This is a genomic window from Candidatus Thiodictyon syntrophicum, assembly GCF_002813775.1.
Lineage (GTDB): Bacteria > Pseudomonadota > Gammaproteobacteria > Chromatiales > Chromatiaceae > Thiodictyon > Thiodictyon syntrophicum.
Map to the genome: position 1 here is coordinate 4,147,402 of NZ_CP020370.1, position 17,868 is coordinate 4,165,269.

Genomic DNA, 17,868 nt, shown 5'->3' on the forward strand with positions numbered 1-17,868 from the left:
TGATGAACGCCGAGCGCATCGTCATCATCGCCGGCCCCAACGGCGCGGGCAAGACCTCTTTCGCCCGCAAGTTCCTGCCAAACGAGGCGGACTGCCCGATTTTCGTTAATGCCAGGAAGCATCTACAATCACTTTCTGCTGATACTCTCTGACAGCGATACTCTAACTCAATTCCGGATCGCATCTATGCAATGGCAAGAAATCCGCGCCCATTATCCGCAACAGTGGCTTCTGCTGGAGGCAGTCAAGGCCCATTCCGAAAACGACCAACGTATTCTTGACCAATTGGCGGTGCTTGACGCCTTCCCCGATTCGGCGACAGCCCTGAGCGCCTACGCCAGGATTCATCGCGAAGTCCCGCATCGGGAGCTTTACGTCTTCCACACCAGCCGGGATACGCTGGACATCCGGGAGCGGCAGTGGCTTGGCATTCGGAGCGCGTGATGAATATCGAGCTGCGTCATGGCTTGCCTTATATCAGCGCAGAGATTGAATATCGCGGACAGCAGGTCAAGATCGAGAATGTCTTGCTGGATACGGGCTCGGCCGGATGCATTTTTGACGCAGACAGATTGTCGGCTATCGGGCTGCACTACGAGCCGTTTGATCTTGTACATATGTGACAGTTTTACGACAATGCCAGCGCGCCACCTGCCCTGATCGCCGAAGGAGGCAACCCATGAAGACCCCGGTTTCCCGACTCAATGACCCCGACATGCAGGCCGCACCGGTGGCGCTGATGCGTGCCTCCGAGAGGGCGCGTCGCCTGGCGGAGCAAACCGGTACGCGATTCGTGTTCCGCCCGCCCGCCACCTTGCTCAACGACGGGCTCGGCTCCGCTAGTGCAACCGAGCCTGACCGCGAAGGCAGCGCATCATGACGCCTGGTGGATCACTTCGGGAGAATGAATGATGACTGTTGCAGAGTTGGCCTACGAACAGATCAAGACACTCCCCGAGACCCAGGCTCGGGAGGTGCTGGATTTCATCGGCTATCTAAAGGAAAAGAGCGAGCGAGCGGAATGGGAGGATCTGATGGGTGCCCAAGCGGCTTCGCTCGCTGCCGTCGGGGATAACCCGGAAGATGAGGTGTGGAATGATCTATAGGCGCAGCATGTTCGTAGACCGAGTGGTAGGCGGCGTTTGCTCAACCGTTGGGATTAGCGCCGCCCCCGACGCTCCGAACGAACTGGCGTAGAGCGCAATCATATTCCGATTCAACCGCCTGCAACTCGAAAATTTTCGCTGCTTCGAGCAGTTGGACCTGGCGATCGAGCCTGATCTCACCGTGCTCTTCGCCGAAAACGGAGGTGGGAAGTCGGCGACCCTCGCCGCGCTGGCAATGGGCATCGCGGTGTTCCAACCTCAGAGCCCCAAGTCGCTCAAGTTCGACGCGATGCGGGACCTCCGCCGGATCCCGGTCGGCAAGGGCAGTCAGCGTGAGCCGGCAGGCCCCTGCTCCATGACCTGGACGGCGGGTGGACGCGGGACGCGAAGTCCAATGGGCGTTGGCGCGCAATCCGGCATCCAGTCGCCTGACCGACCGCACCGGCGAGATATTTGACGCCATTGAGGCGATTCGGGTGCCCGGTGCCCGGTGGCCGCTGTTCGCGTGGTACGGAACCGACCGCTTGCGTAGCCCCCGGCGCCCGGCAAGGTCCGCGCTCGACATCCGGGACCGCAGGGCTGGCTATGCGTCATCGCTCGACCCCACCGTCAACGAGACCCTGCTGCTCGATACGCTCCTGGCCTGGGGGATAGCGGGTTTTCCCATTCGTCCCACGGCCGTGAAGCGGGACTCACCGTTTTCCAACGCGGTCTGCGCGGCGATGGCGCGTGCGGCACCCGGCGTTACGAAGATCTGGCCCGGGCATCCGGGTATGGGCGGCCCAGTGGTCTGGTTCGAGAACGGGCAGGTCACACCCTGGGCCGAACTCTCCGACGGGTACCACGTCTTTCTGGCGCTGATCGGCGACATCGCCCGGCGCGCGGTCCTGCTCAACGAGACCGACGGACTGGAAGCGCCCGAGCGCATTGAGGGTGTGGTCCTGATCGACGAGATTGATCTACACCTCCACCCCCGCTGGCAACGCGTGGTCATCGATGGACTCCGCAACGCCTTTCCACGGCTTCAATTCGTGCTCACCACCCATTCGCCGCAGGTCTTGAGCAGCGTCGAGAATCGCCAGGTACGCCGACTCGCGGGCTGGGGACTGGCAGAGCAAGATGTCTTGGTCGAGGGTAGGGACAGTAACGCGATCCTGCGCGAACTGATGAACACTGACGACCGCGATGACGCTGGTGTCGTGGCCTTACGCGAACTCTACAACGCCATTGACAGCGGACGACGCGATGACGCCGCGCGGATCTACCGGGACCTGCACGGGCGCTGGGGAGACCTGGACCCCGAGCTGATTCGGGCGCAAGGTTTAATGATGGAGCAGGACTAAATGCGCGGGGTCTCGAAGCCATGGCCACCGGCGGATATTTCGCCGGACGGCCAGACTCCGCGCCGCCTCGCCGATGCGGAGCGCGCTTTGCTCGCGGACTTACCAGCGGCAACCAACCGAGCGGTCTTTGCTCGCAGCACATTCGATGGGTTGGAAAAGAGCAAACTGCGCGCGGTGTTGTACCGTGAGCAGCGCGCCCTCTGCGTTTATTGCGAGCGACGGGTCCAGGAGCGCTATCCGTTTCCTCCTATTGATCTTCGCAAGGCGATCCTGAATTTGAATCATCCGGCATTGGTCGCCGCACGCAAGGCGGCGATAGACGCCGAACGAGCCAGGATGGAGCGGGAGTTCAAGGGAAAGACTGCAACTCGCGAGGCGCGTGAGGCTCGGGCCGAGGCGCTGTTGGCGCGCAACCCCTTCGAGTCATTCGTGAGTGTCCGGACTTGCTGGATTCGCAAAGAGCTCGGGAAGGGACGATGCGAGCCCCTTACAACCAAAGGCCATTCGCCGAGGCAGTAGCCGGTGACTCAATGAAGACCCGCGAAGTGGAAGCAAAACCAACGAGCACCGCGCGGAATCGGCACCGCCCCCCGGCGTCGGCAGCGCCGCCCCGCCCCAAAGGCGAACGCGGCCGGAGGGAGACTGCACCGGTGTCGGCCTACCAGCGCGCTCGCCTCAGGCCCGATCGGTCGGCTGGCACGGCGCAACGACACTCAGCAATCAACGCCTTACCGAGGCGCAGACCATGGGCTTCGCGGCCGGGCCGCGGCATGATTGGTTTCCACGGGGGCAACGGGTAGGATGATGACGGTTACCGTCGCCGATTCGCACCCGCTGCCATAGGCCCCGACCCATGCATGCCGACTTCCTGATCTTCCCCCAGTGGCTGCTCCCCGTGGACGCGCAGGACCGCGAGTTGCGGGACCATGCGGTGGCAGTGGCGGACGGTCGTATCCTCGCCGTCCTGCCCGCCCCGGAGGCCCGCCGGTCGATCACCGCCGCACGGGTGCACGAGCTGCCCGGTCATGTGCTGATCCCGGGCCTGGTCAATGCCCACACCCATGCGGCCATGACCCTGATGCGCGGGCTGGCCGATGACCTGCCCCTCATGACCTGGCTCCACGACTATATCTGGCCCACCGAGACGCGCCGGGTGGACCCGCGCTTCGTGGGTGACGGCAGTCGGCTGGCGGTGTTGGAGATGCTGCGCGGCGGCGTCACCTGCTTCAACGACATGTACTTTTACCCGGAGGTGACCGCACAGGTGGCGGCGGACGCCGGGATGCGGGCGCTGATCGGCATGATCGTAGTGGATCTGCCCACCGGCTATGCGGACGGCGCCGACGCCTATATCGCCAAGGGTCTGGCCCTGCACGCACACTACCGCGGCCACCCCCTGATCCGCATCGGCTTCGCCCCCCACTCGCCCTATGCGGTGTCCGACGCGCCCCTGGAGCGGATCCGCACCCTGGCCGACGAGTTGGAGGTGCCGGTCCATATCCACCTGCACGAGACCCGCGACGAGGTGGTCGCGTCGCTGCGCGACCACGGGGCGCGCCCGCTGGCGCGCCTGGAGGCCCTGGGCCTGGTCGGACCCGGGCTGGTGGCGGCGCATATGACCCAACTGGACGACGCGGAGATCGAGCGTCTGGCCGCCGCCGGGGCCCATGTGGTGCACTGCCCGGAGTCCAACCTCAAGCTCGCCAGCGGGTTCTGCCCGGTCGCCCGGCTGCTCGCGGCCGGCGTGAACGTGGCCTTGGGCACCGATGGGGCCGCCAGCAACAACGACCTCGATCTGCTCGCTGAGATGCGCACCGCGGCCCTGCTCGCCAAGGGGGTCGCGGGCTCGGCCGCGGCGCTCCCGGCGGCGGCGGCCCTGCGCATGGCGACCCTCAATGGCGCGCACGCCCTGGGCCTGGAGCGCGAGATCGGGTCCATCGAGCCCGGCAAGGCGGCCGACCTGGTGGCGCTCGATCTGCGTGACGCCAACACCCAGCCGCTCTATCGCGCCGTCTCGCACCTGGTCTATGCGGCCGGGCGCCATCAGGTCCGCCAGGTGTGGGTGCAGGGGCGTCAGGTGATCCGCGACGGCGCACCAACCAGTCTCGACCAGGACGCCGTCATCGCCGCGGCCCAGGGCTGGGCGCAACGACTCGCCCCGGCGTAGCGGCCCGCATTCCAGAAAATCCTCTCACGGAGACACGGAAGAACCAATAAGAAACAATTACTTACCTAGGTTCTAGGTGTCACCGTGAGGTGACGTGGATTTTCGGGCCAGCGGTCAGGGCATGGCCTGAGAACCGCCTCACCGCGGCCGCGATTAGGGACCGTCGTCGCTGCCGGCGACTACCCGCCGACCGTTCTCCTCGACGCTCGGAAGGGTCCCGGCAAGGGGCACGCGCTGCACATGGACAGCATAGAAATTCATGGAGATGTCGATCACCTTGCGGTCATCGCGCTCACAGACATTGCGCACCACCCCGTCGGCCGGTAAGCCGCCGGCCTGCATCGCCGCCCGCGCGCCCCGCGTATCGTTTACCCGATCGACCCAGAGGACCGGTGCGACCGTCGGCGTCATTTGCCCGATCGGCCGACCCACCAAGTCCAGGTAGGCGGCATAGGGGATATTGAGCCCATTCGCCAGCGCTGCCCCGGGATCAAGGGGCGCAGGTTGCCCGGCCGGCACCCGATCTCCAGCAGTCGATCCAGGATTGCCTCGCTGCACTCGTCGGGGGTCAGCAGGACGCGGCAAAACCGCGAACGGGCGGTGGGTTTCCGCGGCGCGGATGTCAGACCCAGCACCGGTACCCCGGCTCGGCCCAGGGCTCGAACCACCCCCAATCCGTTGGTCTCGAGGCCAACGACAACGGCCTCGGTGTTCACAGAACAGTCAATCTCCTGCTCGACGCTGATAGACTCTGGCCCGACGAAGGGCCGATTTGCCGGATTTCCGGGGGGGCACTGCCTGCCGCCAGGTACCATTGTACGGGAATTGTCGGACGCCCGGCCGGGGTTCGCTAGGTGGCTCCGGCGCTGGCTCGACCCGCGCGGCCGCCGGTACCCTGACTGGCAGCGCCTCGCACCGCGCGCATGACGATAGACGCCACGCTGGACGTTGCCAGTCAGGAGGGTCAATATATCGCCGTCGTGCCCACCGGCGCCGGCCGCACCGCCTGCCGCAGCAGCGCGGTGCGGCCGCAGAGGATGCGGGGACGGCGTCGCCAACCGACCCGCGAGAATGACGATAAAGAATCCTTCATTATGCCGCGCAAGCCCCGCAAAGACTCTCAGATCGTCTTGCACTACCTTGAGGATGCCACCGTCGTCGGCGGCCCGGTCCGTCCGCCGTTGCGGGCCGGCCCGGGGCGGTAGCTGACGATGAAGTGTCTCATGTTCGCAAGCATCTTTCCGCCGATCAATGGCGGTTCAGCGGTCGTTTATGAGGGCCTGTGTCAATTCAGCCCAAAGGACAGCGTCCATGTCCTGGCGCCGTGGCGCCACTATGTCACCGGCGAAGAGATCGAGGGCTGGCGCGAGTATGACGCCAAGGCCGGGTTTCCGATCACCCGTATCGAATTGCTGCGCGCACCGGTAGTCAGTTCGCGCTCCCTGCCGCAGTCCCTGTGGCTGCATCTGGCCGTCGACCTGCCGCTCAAGCTGCGCGTACTATGGACCGCCGTGAAGCTGGTGCGCAAGGAAAAAATCGACTGCGTCTGTATCTGTGAACTAAACTCCGGCACCTGGCTGGGACTCGCCCTGCGCCGCCTGCTCGGTATTCCCTTCATCATCTACATCCACGGTGAGGAGATCACCACCGAATCCTCCTACCGTATCTTCGGACGCCGCCGCCGCCATTACCTGCACTGGGCCGACGCGCTGGTCGCGGTCAGCCAGTTCACGAGCCGCCAACTCATCGACCTGTACGGCATCGCCCGCGAGAAGATTACCCTGATAATCAATGGTGTCGATGTGTCTTACTTCCGCCCGGGACCCACCGACCCAGCCCTCATCGAGCGCTACGGGCTCACCGGAAAGCGGATCATTCTCACCGTCGGGCGGCTGGTCGAGCGCAAGGGGATCGACATGACCCTGCGCGCCCTGCCGTCCATCCTGGAACGGGTCCCCAATGCCCACTACCTCATCGTGGGCACCGGTGAATTCGAGCCCGAGCTGCGGCGCCTGGTCGAGGACCTGAGCCTCACACCCCATGTCACCTTTACCGGCCGTATCCCGGTGACCGAATTGGTCGCCCACTATCGGCTCTGTGATCTGTTTGTGATGCCCAATCGCGAGCTTGACAATCACGATACCGAAGGCTTCGGCCTGGTCTTCCTGGAGGCCAACGCCTGCGCCAAGGCCGTCATTGCGGGCGTAGCCGGGGGCGCCGTGGAGGCGGTACGTCATGGCGAGACCGGACTGAGCGTCGATGGCACCAGGGTACCGGCAATCGCGGCCGCCATCGTCGATCTGCTCACTGATGACGCAAAACGCGAGGCGATGGGGCAGCGCGGCTTGGAGGTGGCACAGCAGTGCAAGTCCGCCGACCGGGCGCCGGTTTTCCATGCACTGTGCGCGCGGGTTGCGAAGACCCGCAGGAGACGTTGGTGGTGAGCCCGCATCCGGCCGACAAGACGGTGTTGTTGGTCGCCGACGAGTTCCCGCCGATCAAGACCATTGGGCGTCTGCGTGCAACCAGGTTGATCGAGCATCTGCGCGATGACGGCTGGAGCCCCAGCGTTCTCACCATTGAGGCAGATAGAGGCAGATAGCGTTTCGTCCCCTCGCCCGCAAGCGGGGAGAGACGGGGGCGGCCTGCCGCCGGCCCCGGAACCGCGATCCCGGCGAGACCGAAGCGAGCGGCAGTCCAGCGACGAGGCCGCTCACCCCGGGAAAAATCCGGGTCGCCGACCCACGCAAGTTGGTCGATTCGACCGGGCCGACAGCGGTACCGGCCCGCTGGTCGGAAAATTCCGACAGGCTTCCGGGAAATTTCGCCGGGTGCCACGAGAAGCTCTTCCCTATCGGGCAGGCGCGCTGGCGCCTATCCTTACTCTCGAAAGGACAGATACAGGGTCGGAAACTGGACGCCGGGCGCCGCATGGGAGCAACGGGAGGTGCTGGACAGGGACAGGGAGCTTGGTCCGGGGCAGTTCCAGGGATGCGAGGCCCCAGGATTGGCGCAGGGACCAAAGGGATTGGACGGGGTGGACCGAATTCACTGCAGGGACGCGGTTTGGATAAGGATTTCAGCCAGGGAGGGCATTCTTGCGACCCGTCGACAGTCGGACCAGCGCCGACCGTCGGCGGGTTTTTGGGCCTGCAGAGGGGGCCTTGGACGCGGCCACCAAGGGTCGAGAATGCGCTTGATCTTGGCGCGGCCAGCCACCCTAAATCACCGCCAGCACCAGGATCAGCAGGGCCTCGGTCAATTCCACCAAGGCGCCCGCGGTGTCCCCGGTGAACCCGCCCAGACGCCTCATCAGGGCCCGTCGCAGCAGCCAGTACAGGAGCGCCGCCACGCCCACGAGCAGCAGGCCCACCCACCCCAGGACCACCACCCCGGCACCGGCGCTCAGCGCAACGATCAGGCGCACGGCCCCCGCGGGGGCGTGGCGCGCCGGGTCGGCGGCCATGCCGCCTGGGCGGGCGTAGGGCGTGGTCAGCAGGAGCAGGGGCAACTGCGCACGCGCCAGCACGGGCACCCACAGGAGCGGCCATGCGTCCCCCGCCCCGATCAGGGCCTCCAGGGCGGCGAACTTGGCGATCAGGATCAGGATCAGGGCACTGACCCCGGCGGGTCCGCTGCTGGGGTCCTTCATAATGGCGAGCGTGCGCTCGCGATTGCCCAGCCCGCCGACCCAGGCGTCCACGGTGTCCGCCAGACCATCGAGGTGGAGCCCGCCGGTCGACCAGACCCACAGGCCCAGCACCAGGGCCGCCGCGACCCCGGCCGGCCGCGCCAGGACCGTCGGCCCCAGCAGGAAGGCGACGGCTGCGAGCACGAGCCCCAGTACCAGCCCAATCACCGGATACCAGGGGACCGCCAGACCGCGTTCGGCCGGTGTAACCGCGCCCGGATCCGGAAAGGAGTAGCGGGTCAGGAAGCGGCCGGCGATCCAGAGCGGGCGAAGGCTCGGCTGATCCGCGAGCCGCTCGGTAATCCCTCTTCTCATCACGGCTCAGGACGCTGACGCGGCGTGGGAGACGAGGCTCGGCCGACCCGGCGGCGCGGGCAGTCGCAACCGGGTCACGCAGGCGGGCGGGACTTCAACCTGGATGCCTGAGCCGTCGCCCATCCCCAACACCTGCGCGAGGATGACCCGCAAAGTACCGCCATGGGTCAGGACCAGGGTGTGCGCCGCGCCGGCCGCGAGGAGCGCCTGCCAGCCATCGAGCACCCGTTGCCGGAAGGCGGCGAAGGGCTCGGCCCCGGGCGGGGTGTAGCCCACCGGGTCGTCCCAGAAACGGGTGAGTTCAGCGGCGGGGATCTGGTCGGCGGCGAGCCCCTCCCAGTCTCCGAAGCGGCGTTCACTGAAGGCCGCGGACAGGTCCACGGACAGGCCCCGTTCGGCGGCCAGGGCGCGGGCAAAGTCCGCACAACGGCGCGCCGGGGAACTGACGATGTGACCGATGGCCGGCTCCCGAGTCGCGGCCCGGCGCAACTGCGCCCAGCCCGCGGCGCTCAGGGCATCGTCGCAAGCCCCGCGAAACCGTGGTCCACCGGCGACCTCGCCATGCCGCATCAGAACGATAAAGCGATCAGACATCTGCGGTCATCCGCAACATCAGGCGGCGACCCCGGGCGGTGCAGCGACGACTCGCCCGCCGGCAAAACAATGTTCTTGATCAGGATTAGAGGGCTCAGTGCTTCGCATCGGTCCCGTCATCCTCGCGATGGCTGGCAAAGGCGATGCGATCCAGCACCCCCATCAACAGCGCCGATACGACGAAGGTCAGGTGTAGGATCACGTACCACATAAGCTTGTCGTTGGGGGTATTTTCGATATTGACGAACTTCTGCAACAGGTGGATGGAGGAGATCGCCACGATGGACGCCGCCACCTTGAGCTTCAGGGTCCCTGCATCGAGCTTGCCCAGCCACCCGAGCTTGTCGTCCCCCTCCCCGATATCCAGGCGCGAGACGAAATTCTCGTAGCCCGAGAACATCACCATCACCACCAGGCTGGCGACCAGGGACAGGTCGATCAGGGCGAGTACACCCAGGATCATGTCGGACTCGCTCACCTGCCAGACATGGGCCAGGTGCCAGACCTCCTCAAAAAACTTGATGCCGAGCAACAAGAGGGTCAGAGAGAGACCAAGATAGACAGGGGCCAGCAGCCAGCGGCTCGCAAACAACAGGCGTTCGATCAGACGTTCCACAACCAATCACTCCACAGGCATCTCCAGGGCCACTAGTGTCGGCGCACCCGTCAGCGCCGTCAACGCGAACCGCACCGCCAACCTCACCGCACCTTGCGGATCAGCGGTGACAAACCCACCGCCTTCGTGCAGAATCGGGCGCCGGACCGGGACTGGTCCTGACCCACGACCCCCAAAAAAAACCGGACATAAGCCCTGCAACCCCGGAGGACAACAACCATGCGTACCCTGCTCGGCATCGTGCTTGCCCTGGCACTGATACCACTCACCCCCGCCCAGGCGCGGAGCAACTGGCCGACCCCGCCGATCGAGGGCGATGCCGCCGCCCAGGTCTCAGGCCCCCTGACCGGCGGCAGCGCCGACCATAGCAAGTTCAAGGTCTTAAAGGGGCCTTTCGCCTCGGGTCCGGAGGTCACCCAGGCCTGTCTCACCTGCCACACCGAGACCGGCCGGCACTTCATGAAGAATATCCACTGGACCTGGGACTTCACCGACCCCGACTCCCACCAGCAACTCGGCAAGAAGCACCTGGTCAACAACTTCTGCACCAATGCCCGGGGCAATGAGGGGATGTGCGCCCAGTGTCACGCCGGCTATGGCTGGAAGGACGAGACCTTCGATTTCACCAACCAGGACAACATCGATTGCCTGGTCTGTCACGACCACACCGGCACCTATTACAAGACCCCCAACAGCGGCGGCAGCAAGGCCTGCGCCGTGATGTTCGAGGGACTGCCCGCCATGAATCTGGTCGAGATCGCCCAGAGCGTCGGCCTGCCGCAGCGCGCCAACTGCGGCGCCTGTCACTTCAACGGCGGCGGCGGGGACAACGTCAAGCATGGCGACCTGTCCTCGGCCCTCAAGCACCCGCCCCGGGATCTCGACGTGCACATGTCCCCGAACGGGCAGAATTTCTCCTGCACCGCCTGCCATGTCACGCGCGACCACGTCTGGGCCGGCAGCCGCTATGCCATCATCGCCAAGGACAAGGTCGGCGCCGGCCGGCCCGGTCAGCGCCGCGACGTGGCCACCTGCGAGTCGTGCCACGGCACGGCGCCCCACCAGTCCGGCTCGGTCGAGCACCGCAAGCTCAACCATCACGTCGCCTCAGTCGCCTGCCAGACCTGCCATATCCCCGCGCTCGCCCGCGGCGGGGTCGCCACCGTGATGGATTGGGACTGGCGCACCGCCGGCAAGACCAAGAACGGCGAGGGCTACCACGAACACGGGTACACCCAGGGCAATGGGGAGGAGCGTTATACCTATAAGTCCATCAAGGGCACCTTCACCTACGGTGAGAACGTCATCCCCCAATACGGCTGGTTCGACGGCCAGATGCGCTATACCACCGTCGACACCCATTTCGACATCGAGCAGCAGCCCATCGCCATCAACGCCTACGAGGGCTCGCGCGAAGACGGGCGCTCGCGCATCTGGCCCTTCAAGCGGATGCGGACCTGGCAGCCCTTCGACACCGGCAACGGCACCCTGGTCTATACCCATCTATGGGGCGAGGACACCGACGCCTACTGGGGCAACTACGACATGGGCAAGGCCATTGCGCACGGCATGAAACAGTTCGACCTCCCCTACTCCGGCTCCTGGGGCTTCCTGGAGACCGTCTCCTACTGGCCCATCACCCACATGGTCGCCCCCAAGGAGGGCGCCTTGGGCTGCCGCGAGTGCCACAGCAAGGACGGACGCCTGGGCCAGATCACGGGCGTCTACCTGCCCGGGCGGGACCGCAGCCGCTGGCTGGATCTCGCGGGGATCTTCCTTGTCTCCGGCACCCTCGGCGGGGCCCTGGCCCACGGCCTGCTCCGCCGGATTCTGCGCCGCAAGAACCGCCCCGAGGGGAGTCAGTGATGAGTACGCGTGAGGTCCTGATCTATTCGCACTTCGAACGCTTCTGGCACTGGACCCAGATGGCCCTGATTGTTACCATGTTAATTACAGGGTTCGCCATCCACGGGCTCCATGACTGGATCAGCTTCGATCGGGCCGTGACCCTGCACACCCTGGCCGCCCTGGCGCTCCTGGGCCTGTGGGTCCTCGCCACCTTCTGGCTCTTCACCACCGGCAACTGGAAGCACTACCTGCCCACCGCCCGCGGGCTTGGACAGGTGGTGCGCTTCTATTCCTACGGGATCTTCCTGGGCGAACGCCACCCCTACCGCAAGGCATTCTGGCGCAAGCACAATCCGCTCCAGGCCATCGCCTACCTGGCGCTCAAGGGCGTGCTCTTCCCGCTCATCTGGGCCTCCGGGATCGCCTATCTGCTGTACTTCGCCTGGGGCGACAACCCCGGCGCCGCCGCCTGGCTGCAATGGGTCGCCCTGGTCCACACCGCCACCGCCTATGCGATCCTCGCCTTCGTCGTCATGCATGTGTACATGCTGACCATCGGTGGCTCCTTCGCACACCACGTCAAGCCCATGCTCACCGGATTCGACAAGGTCGAACTCAGTCCGGAGGAAGAGGCCTATCTGATCCAGGACGAACCGAGCCACATCCGCTGACCCCCCCGGTGCGCCCCCCGGGGCGCACCGAGACTGTCGAACCCGCCGCGGTCCCCCACCGCAACGCGAGTGCCGACGACCGCACCGGCGATCGGACCGCGCGCCGGTCACTAGCCCTGAGCGCCGCGGCGTGCGATCCTGTCGGCCCCGGCCCCGCGCAACCCGCGTCGGCGGGCCGCCGCCCCGAGCCCCCTCGCCCATGCACATTTCGACCTTCACCAAGATCGCTGTCGGCTACTGCCTGATGGAAATCGCGACCTATATGGTCTTTCTGTCGACCAACCGCCTGCCCTCCCTGAGCGCGATGTTCACCGAATCGCCGATCCTGTTCTGGATCTACGTCACCACGGTGATCATGGCGGCCACCTACGGTCGGCGGGCGCACCATCGGATCGCGCGCGTGGCCCGCCGTGCGCTGCCCGACACCCCCGGGAGCGACCGCCTGGCGGTCATGTTTCCGGCCATCCGCGTTTTCTCCGATCCGATCCGCTATACCAATCGCCACCCGCACTACCTGAACCGGCTCGCCTGGCTGATGATTGGGTTCGCGTCGCTGATCCTGCTCCGGACGCTGTTCTTTCCCGCGACCATCCCCGCCGATGGCGGTCACGCCATGGAGTTGCTGACCCTGCTCACCATCCCGGCCTTCTGCTCGATCGTGCTGGGCGAGGAGTATTACCGCGGCTATCTGTTTCAACTGCGGTATCTGCGCCGCCTGCACGCCAAGACCGAGTTGGCCGAACGTGCCATCTATGACGCCGAGGTGCTGCGCGTCAAGAACAAGGAGCAGGAGGACGTGATGGCCCTGGTGGCCCACAAATTCCGCGGGTCGCTCGATCGCATCATCTATAACACCGAGCATGAGAACAGCCCCTGGGTGCACCGCGAGGCGGTCAACACCATGCGCGGCCTGCTTGATATTTTCGGCCTGATCTCCACCGATACGCAGGTCCTGCGCCATAAATTGCAGGACGATCAGGCCGGCCCCGCGACCCTGGAGCAGGTCGTCGTCCGCTCCCTGGGGCTCGCCCTGGGGCAACTCCTGTCCCAGCGCGGCAGCGAGCGCATTCAGCAGCATTTTCTGTGCTACGCCCGCCGCACCGGATTGGTCCCGAGCGCGTTGCGGCTGCGCGCCTGGCATGAGCAGCACGGAGCGCTGGCCGAACGCCTGCGCGGCGAATGGGAGGAGTCGCTCATGGCACTGCTCCCGCAGGCGGGGCTCGGCACCCTGTGCGACTGGGTCGGCGAGCGCTTCTTCCCGTTTCAGACCATCGGCTTTGCGCAGTCCCCCATCTGCTTCACACCCTTTGGGACGACCGGCTCTTTCCTCACGATCCTGTGCACCGAGTCCTTTACCAACCTCTTCAAGTACTACGCCGCCGACGACTGCACCCCGGCCCGCGCCTGGTGGCACGCCGCAGGCCCTCAGGTCGAGTTCGGGGTATGCAACCCCACGACCCCGAGCGCGGCGGCCATGGTCAAGGGCAGCGGCCGCGGCCATGATTTTCTGCATCTGCTGATCGAGAAACTCGCGGGCCGCGTCAGCACCGTCGCCGACGGGCGAACTTTCACGTTAGCCATGCAATTGCCCGCGAACCTGTTTCTGGAGTACCCCCAATGAGCGATTTTCTGTGGATCGAGGACTTTGAAGGCGACCTCCGGGCGACCGTGGACCAGGTCTTCGGGCTGGCCGGGTGTCCGACTGCCATGCCCGACCTCAAAGCCTGGCTGGGCGCGCACGGAATCACGCTCAAGACCACCTTCTTCGATGCCTACCGCCTGGTGCGCGACCCCTCGCAGTTGGCTGCCATCGATTATGTGGTGATCGATATCGACCTCAAGCCCTATGAGGATTACGACCTGGACGACCCGCAAGCGGTGGCGGAGATCGATCGGTTCCTGCGCGAGAAGCGGTATCTCAAGGACAGCGCCGGCCACACCGAGCCCCTGGGTCCCGCCTGGCGCGCCGCGGTCAGCGAGCTCAAGAAGGTCGCCGGCTATCACATCTTCACCGAACTGCTGATCGAGGCCGGGTTTCCGAAGCGGCATATCCTCTTCTGCTCCAATCACGGCGATCAACTGACATCCATCGCCAGCGCCTTCGAGGCGGCCAAGCTCGCCGCGCCCGTCATCTATACCAAGCGCGACGAGACAGTGCGCCGCTGGATCGCCGACAAGCAGGCCGACGCCTACTCAGTCCTGCGCCGCGGCATCCTGATGGGCTGCGCCGCGGCCGAGGACCTGATGGATCGGCGGGGCGATGACGGGCTGGTGTTCTCGCTCTTCTTTAAGCGCGAAGATGAACCGGAGTGGCCCCCGGGGCCGGCCTCTCCGGACTATGTGCGGGACTATCTGGCAAGCATGACCGCGCTCCTGCCACTGTGTGCCCCGACCTCCACGGAGCAGCGCAAACAGCGCTACCGCATCCTCCTGCACGCGCTCAGCCGCGAATGGGACAACCGCGCCAAGGTCAACCACCTGCCCGACAAGTCAACCTATATGGCGAGCTACGGAACCATCCTGAAAGAGGTGCGTAACTGGGCCTCCCACACCCAATTGCTCGATGATCTGAGCGAGGCCGACGTCGCCTTCATCTTCATGGCCGACCTGCGCGCCATGTTCGCCTTCCCGCGTGAGTGCCAGCCCCACGAACGCCTGCTGCTGGGGCTGCTCGGGCGCACCTTTGGGGAGTTGGCCGAGGGCGTGACCGCCGACCTCATCGGCGCCGATGCCGAGGGGCGCCGCCTGCCGCTGGATCGGATCTATTTCGAGACCAAACGTATGCTCGGGGAACGCCGTAGCGCGGACGACAACGACCCCTACTACGATCAACTGATCCGGGAATTGGAAAAGGACACCCCGAACCGGGTCGACGAGCGCGACCGGCAATTCTTCCTGCAAAGCCTCTATCGCATGTTCTGGTTCTACCCGAGCCGCATGCGCCGGGTAAAGTACGGCTGGACGCCGGTCAGCGACACCGGTGAGGCGACGCTCTTTCGCCATTGTGACTTCTCCCGCACCCAGCGCGAGAGCTTCGCCTTCCAACTGGCCCGGCGTATCCTGATCCGCGCCTTTCCCGAGTCGTTCGCATCCCTGGCCAACCCTGCTTAGATCCTCTCACGGAGACACAGAGACACCAAGAAGAAAAATGCCGGACTGGACGGGATATGCCGCGGGCCGGACGGGGCATGCGCCCCGTCCGGAACGTTTCGGACGGCGCCGCAGACCGCTGGCGATGCGCTCGGCGTAAGGCCGTAAACAGTCGGGTCGGGGTGAATACCCCGTCCCGCCGAAAGCATGCGCCCCGTCCGGAAATACCACGTCCCGCCAGGAAATCTCTTTCTTTGTGTCTCCGTGTCTCCGTGAGAGAAAACCTTCTTTCCGAGAATGATCACCACACGCCGCATCCTCATCGACCTCGCGACCCAGACGCTCACCCTGTTCGAGGGCGAGCGCATGCGCGCGCGCTATCGCGTCTCCACCGGCTTGAACGGCGCGGGCGAGTTCAACGGGAGCGGTTGCACCCCCCGCGGGCAGCACCGGGTGCGCCTGCGCATCGGTGCCGGCTGCCCGGCCAACACCGTGTTTCGCGCCCGGCGCCCGACCGGCGAGGTCTACGGCCCCGAACTGGCCGCCGCCTACCCGGACCGGGACTGGGTCCTGACCCGCATCCTCTGGCTCACCGGCTGCGAGCCCGGCCGCAATCGCGGCGGCCCGCTCGACACCCTGCGCCGCTTCATCTACATCCACGGCTGCCCGGACCATGTGCCCCTGGGCGAACCCCGCTCCCACGGCTGTGTGCGGATGCACAACGCGGACCTGGTGGAACTGTTCGACCTCACCCCGGTGGGGACCCCGGTCGCGATCCTGGAGGGAGACGAAGGCGTGGGTGACAGGCCCCGCACACCGTCAGCCCGCTCCGATGACCCTGCGTATCGGGCACCGCAGCAACCTGGGTCAAGGCCCCGGACCCCAGACGACAGCGGACCAGCGGGCGCCGTCATATGAGTCGCGTTTCCCGTTTGGTTCCATCATCGCTCAGGTCCCGGGCAGGATCGGCGTCGTTGCCCCCTGGTGCGGGTCCGTGAAGGTGCGGAACCAGGACAGCTTGTCACGCAGGCGCACGACTTCGCCGACGATGACGAGCGTCGGCGGCTGGGGCGGGTTGGCCGCGATGAGGTCCAGGATGGTCGCCAGGGTGCCGACCAGGACCCGCTGCATGTGGGTGGTGCCCTGCTGGATCAGGGCCACCGGCATCGTCGCCGGGACCCCGTGGCCGATCAACTCCCGCACGATGATCGGCAGCCCGATCAGGCCCATGTAGAAAACTACAGTTTGACCGGGGTAGGCGAGTTGGGGCCAGTTGAGGTTGATGGTGCCGTCCTTGAGGTGCCCGGTGACGAAGGTGACGGACTGGGCATAGTCGCGATGGGTCAACGGAATGCCGGCATAGGCGGCGCACCCGGAGGCGGCAGTGATCCCGGGGATCACCTGAAAGGGGATGCCCTGCGCCGCCAGGGTATCGATCTCCTCGCCGCCGCGCCCGAAGATGAAGGGGTCTCCGCCCTTCAGGCGCAGCACCCGGTGCCCGTCGCGGGCCAGGTCCGCGAGCAGACGGTTGATCTCCTCCTGGCGCACGGTATGGTGGTTGCGCTCCTTGCCGACATAGATGCGGCGGGCGTCGCGCCTGGTCATGTTCAGGATCGGCTCGGCCACCAGCCGGTCATAGACCACCACGTCCGCCTGCTGCATCAGGCGCAGCGCCCGGAAGGTCAGCAGATCCGGGTCGCCGGGCCCGGCACCGACCAGATAGACCTCGCCCAAATCGCGGTCCAGGGCCCCCGGGGCCAGTTCGCGCTCGATGGCCGCCTGCGCCTCGTCGAGCTGGCCCGCGAAGATGCGCTCGGCGACGGCACCTTGCAGGACCCGGTCCCAGAAGCGGCGGCGGTCGCGTTGGTCGCTGAAGCGTTCCTTGACCCGGTCGCGGTAGCGGGCGCACAGGGCCGCCAGGCGCCCGTAACCCGCGGGGATCAGGGACTCGAGCCGGGTGCGCAGCAGGCGCGCCAGCACCGGCGAGGCGCGGCCGGTGGAGATGGCCACCACCACCGGGTCGCGGTCGATGATGGACGGCAGGAGGAAGGTGCAGGCGTCCGGATCATCGACGACGTTGACCGGGATGTCCGCGGCACCCGCCAAGGCCGCGACCCGCCGGTTCACCAGCCGGTCGTCGGTGGAGGCGATCACCAGCTTCATGCCGGTGAGGTCCGTCGACTCGAAGCCGCGGGCCAGGTGACGGAATTCACCCGCCGCCGCCATCCGCGCCAGGTCCTCCGTGAGCCGGGGAGCGACCAGGGTCACCGCCGCACCGGCGCGCAACAGGCTGCCGATCTTGCGGCGGGCCGTGGTGCCGCCGCCGACCACCAGGCAGGGGCGGCCCCTGACGGATTGAAAGATCGGTAAAAATTCCATAGATGTCCGGTTGGATCGGGCGTTGAGTTAAGATGCAAAACATCTTAA

General features: G+C 65.9%; 19 protein-coding genes and 2 pseudogenes. 16 read left to right on the forward strand and 5 right to left on the reverse strand.

What is annotated here, in order from left to right:
- Positions 1-2 precede the first annotated feature (2 nt).
- The 9 genes and pseudogenes from THSYN_RS17335 to THSYN_RS17370 form a co-directional block, all read left to right on the forward strand.
- A pseudogene (locus THSYN_RS17335) lies at positions 3-113 on the forward strand (Zeta toxin family protein); the annotation flags it as partial.
- Between the two features lie 73 nt (positions 114-186).
- The gene (locus tag THSYN_RS17340; protein WP_100920238.1) at positions 187-444 is read left to right on the forward strand and encodes a hypothetical protein; all 258 of its coding nucleotides are present in this window, start codon (positions 187-189) and stop codon (positions 442-444) included.
- Positions 444-623: a hypothetical protein gene (locus THSYN_RS17345; protein ID WP_100920239.1), complete on the forward strand. Its 180-nt coding sequence runs from the start codon at positions 444-446 to the stop codon at positions 621-623. Before THSYN_RS17340 ends, THSYN_RS17345 begins: the two co-directional genes overlap by 1 nt.
- A gap of 56 nt (positions 624-679) precedes the next feature.
- The gene (locus tag THSYN_RS17350) at positions 680-880 is read left to right on the forward strand and encodes a hypothetical protein (RefSeq protein WP_100920240.1); all 201 of its coding nucleotides are present in this window, start codon (positions 680-682) and stop codon (positions 878-880) included.
- A gap of 28 nt (positions 881-908) precedes the next feature.
- Complete coding sequence (locus THSYN_RS17355) at positions 909-1,106, forward strand: DUF2281 domain-containing protein (protein ID WP_236848596.1); 198 nt, start codon at positions 909-911, stop codon at positions 1,104-1,106.
- A 151-nt stretch (positions 1,107-1,257) separates the two neighbouring features.
- Positions 1,258-1,563: a hypothetical protein gene (locus THSYN_RS35410; RefSeq protein WP_216644565.1), complete on the forward strand. Its 306-nt coding sequence runs from the start codon at positions 1,258-1,260 to the stop codon at positions 1,561-1,563.
- A 67-nt stretch (positions 1,564-1,630) separates the two neighbouring features.
- Complete coding sequence (locus THSYN_RS17360; RefSeq protein ID WP_216644566.1) at positions 1,631-2,449, forward strand: AAA family ATPase; 819 nt, start codon at positions 1,631-1,633, stop codon at positions 2,447-2,449.
- Positions 2,450-2,968, forward strand: coding sequence for a hypothetical protein (locus tag THSYN_RS17365; protein ID WP_100920241.1), 519 nt, complete (start codon positions 2,450-2,452; stop codon positions 2,966-2,968). It begins immediately after the preceding gene.
- 334 nt (positions 2,969-3,302) lie between these two features.
- Entirely contained in the window at positions 3,303-4,616 is a 1,314-nt protein-coding gene (locus tag THSYN_RS17370; RefSeq protein ID WP_100920242.1) for a TRZ/ATZ family hydrolase, read from the forward strand.
- Positions 4,617-4,769: 153 nt separating this feature from the next.
- On the opposite strand, the gene THSYN_RS17375 is transcribed toward THSYN_RS17370, so the two are convergent.
- Positions 4,770-5,135, reverse strand: coding sequence for a hypothetical protein (locus THSYN_RS17375; protein ID WP_100920243.1), 366 nt, complete (start codon positions 5,133-5,135; stop codon positions 4,770-4,772).
- Between the two features lie 704 nt (positions 5,136-5,839).
- Here THSYN_RS17375 and THSYN_RS17385 point away from each other — a divergent pair.
- On the forward strand, positions 5,840-7,060 hold the full coding sequence (locus THSYN_RS17385; protein WP_172965303.1) for a glycosyltransferase family 4 protein: 1,221 nt from the start codon (positions 5,840-5,842) through the stop codon (positions 7,058-7,060).
- The gene (locus THSYN_RS34025; RefSeq protein WP_157817750.1) at positions 7,057-7,218 is read left to right on the forward strand and encodes a hypothetical protein; all 162 of its coding nucleotides are present in this window, start codon (positions 7,057-7,059) and stop codon (positions 7,216-7,218) included. The genes THSYN_RS17385 and THSYN_RS34025 overlap by 4 nt, the downstream gene beginning before the upstream one ends.
- Before the next feature lie 618 nt (positions 7,219-7,836).
- Here the strand turns inward: THSYN_RS34025 and THSYN_RS17390 are convergent.
- From THSYN_RS17390 to THSYN_RS17400, 3 genes are all read right to left on the reverse strand, one after another.
- Positions 7,837-8,622 carry an adenosylcobinamide-GDP ribazoletransferase gene (locus THSYN_RS17390; protein ID WP_100920246.1) on the reverse strand — a complete coding sequence of 262 codons (786 nt, stop codon included), beginning with the start codon at positions 8,620-8,622 and terminating at the stop codon, positions 7,837-7,839.
- Between the two features lie 6 nt (positions 8,623-8,628).
- Positions 8,629-9,216, reverse strand: a complete 588-nt coding sequence (locus THSYN_RS17395) for a histidine phosphatase family protein (protein WP_100920247.1) — start codon at positions 9,214-9,216, stop codon at positions 8,629-8,631.
- Between the two features lie 94 nt (positions 9,217-9,310).
- Positions 9,311-9,832: a TIGR00645 family protein gene (locus THSYN_RS17400; RefSeq protein WP_100920248.1), complete on the reverse strand. Its 522-nt coding sequence runs from the start codon at positions 9,830-9,832 to the stop codon at positions 9,311-9,313.
- Between the two features lie 219 nt (positions 9,833-10,051).
- On the opposite strand from THSYN_RS17400, the gene THSYN_RS17405 reads away from it, so the two are divergent.
- From THSYN_RS17405 to THSYN_RS17425, 5 genes and pseudogenes are all read left to right on the forward strand, one after another.
- Positions 10,052-11,698, forward strand: a complete 1,647-nt coding sequence (locus THSYN_RS17405; protein WP_100920249.1) for a tetrathionate reductase family octaheme c-type cytochrome — start codon at positions 10,052-10,054, stop codon at positions 11,696-11,698.
- Entirely contained in the window at positions 11,698-12,351 is a 654-nt protein-coding gene (locus THSYN_RS17410) for a cytochrome b/b6 domain-containing protein (RefSeq protein ID WP_100920250.1), read from the forward strand. The genes THSYN_RS17405 and THSYN_RS17410 overlap by 1 nt, the downstream gene beginning before the upstream one ends.
- A gap of 199 nt (positions 12,352-12,550) precedes the next feature.
- Positions 12,551-13,972, forward strand: coding sequence for a hypothetical protein (locus THSYN_RS17415; RefSeq protein ID WP_100920251.1), 1,422 nt, complete (start codon positions 12,551-12,553; stop codon positions 13,970-13,972).
- Entirely contained in the window at positions 13,969-15,462 is a 1,494-nt protein-coding gene (locus THSYN_RS17420) for a hypothetical protein (RefSeq protein WP_100920252.1), read from the forward strand. The genes THSYN_RS17415 and THSYN_RS17420 overlap by 4 nt, the downstream gene beginning before the upstream one ends.
- A 276-nt stretch (positions 15,463-15,738) precedes the next feature.
- Positions 15,739-16,227: pseudogene (locus THSYN_RS17425) on the forward strand (L,D-transpeptidase family protein); the annotation flags it as partial.
- Between the two features lie 162 nt (positions 16,228-16,389).
- Here the strand turns inward: THSYN_RS17425 and cysG are convergent.
- Positions 16,390-17,820, reverse strand: coding sequence for a siroheme synthase CysG (gene cysG, locus THSYN_RS17430; protein WP_100920253.1), 1,431 nt, complete (start codon positions 17,818-17,820; stop codon positions 16,390-16,392).
- Positions 17,821-17,868: the final 48 nt, after the last annotated feature.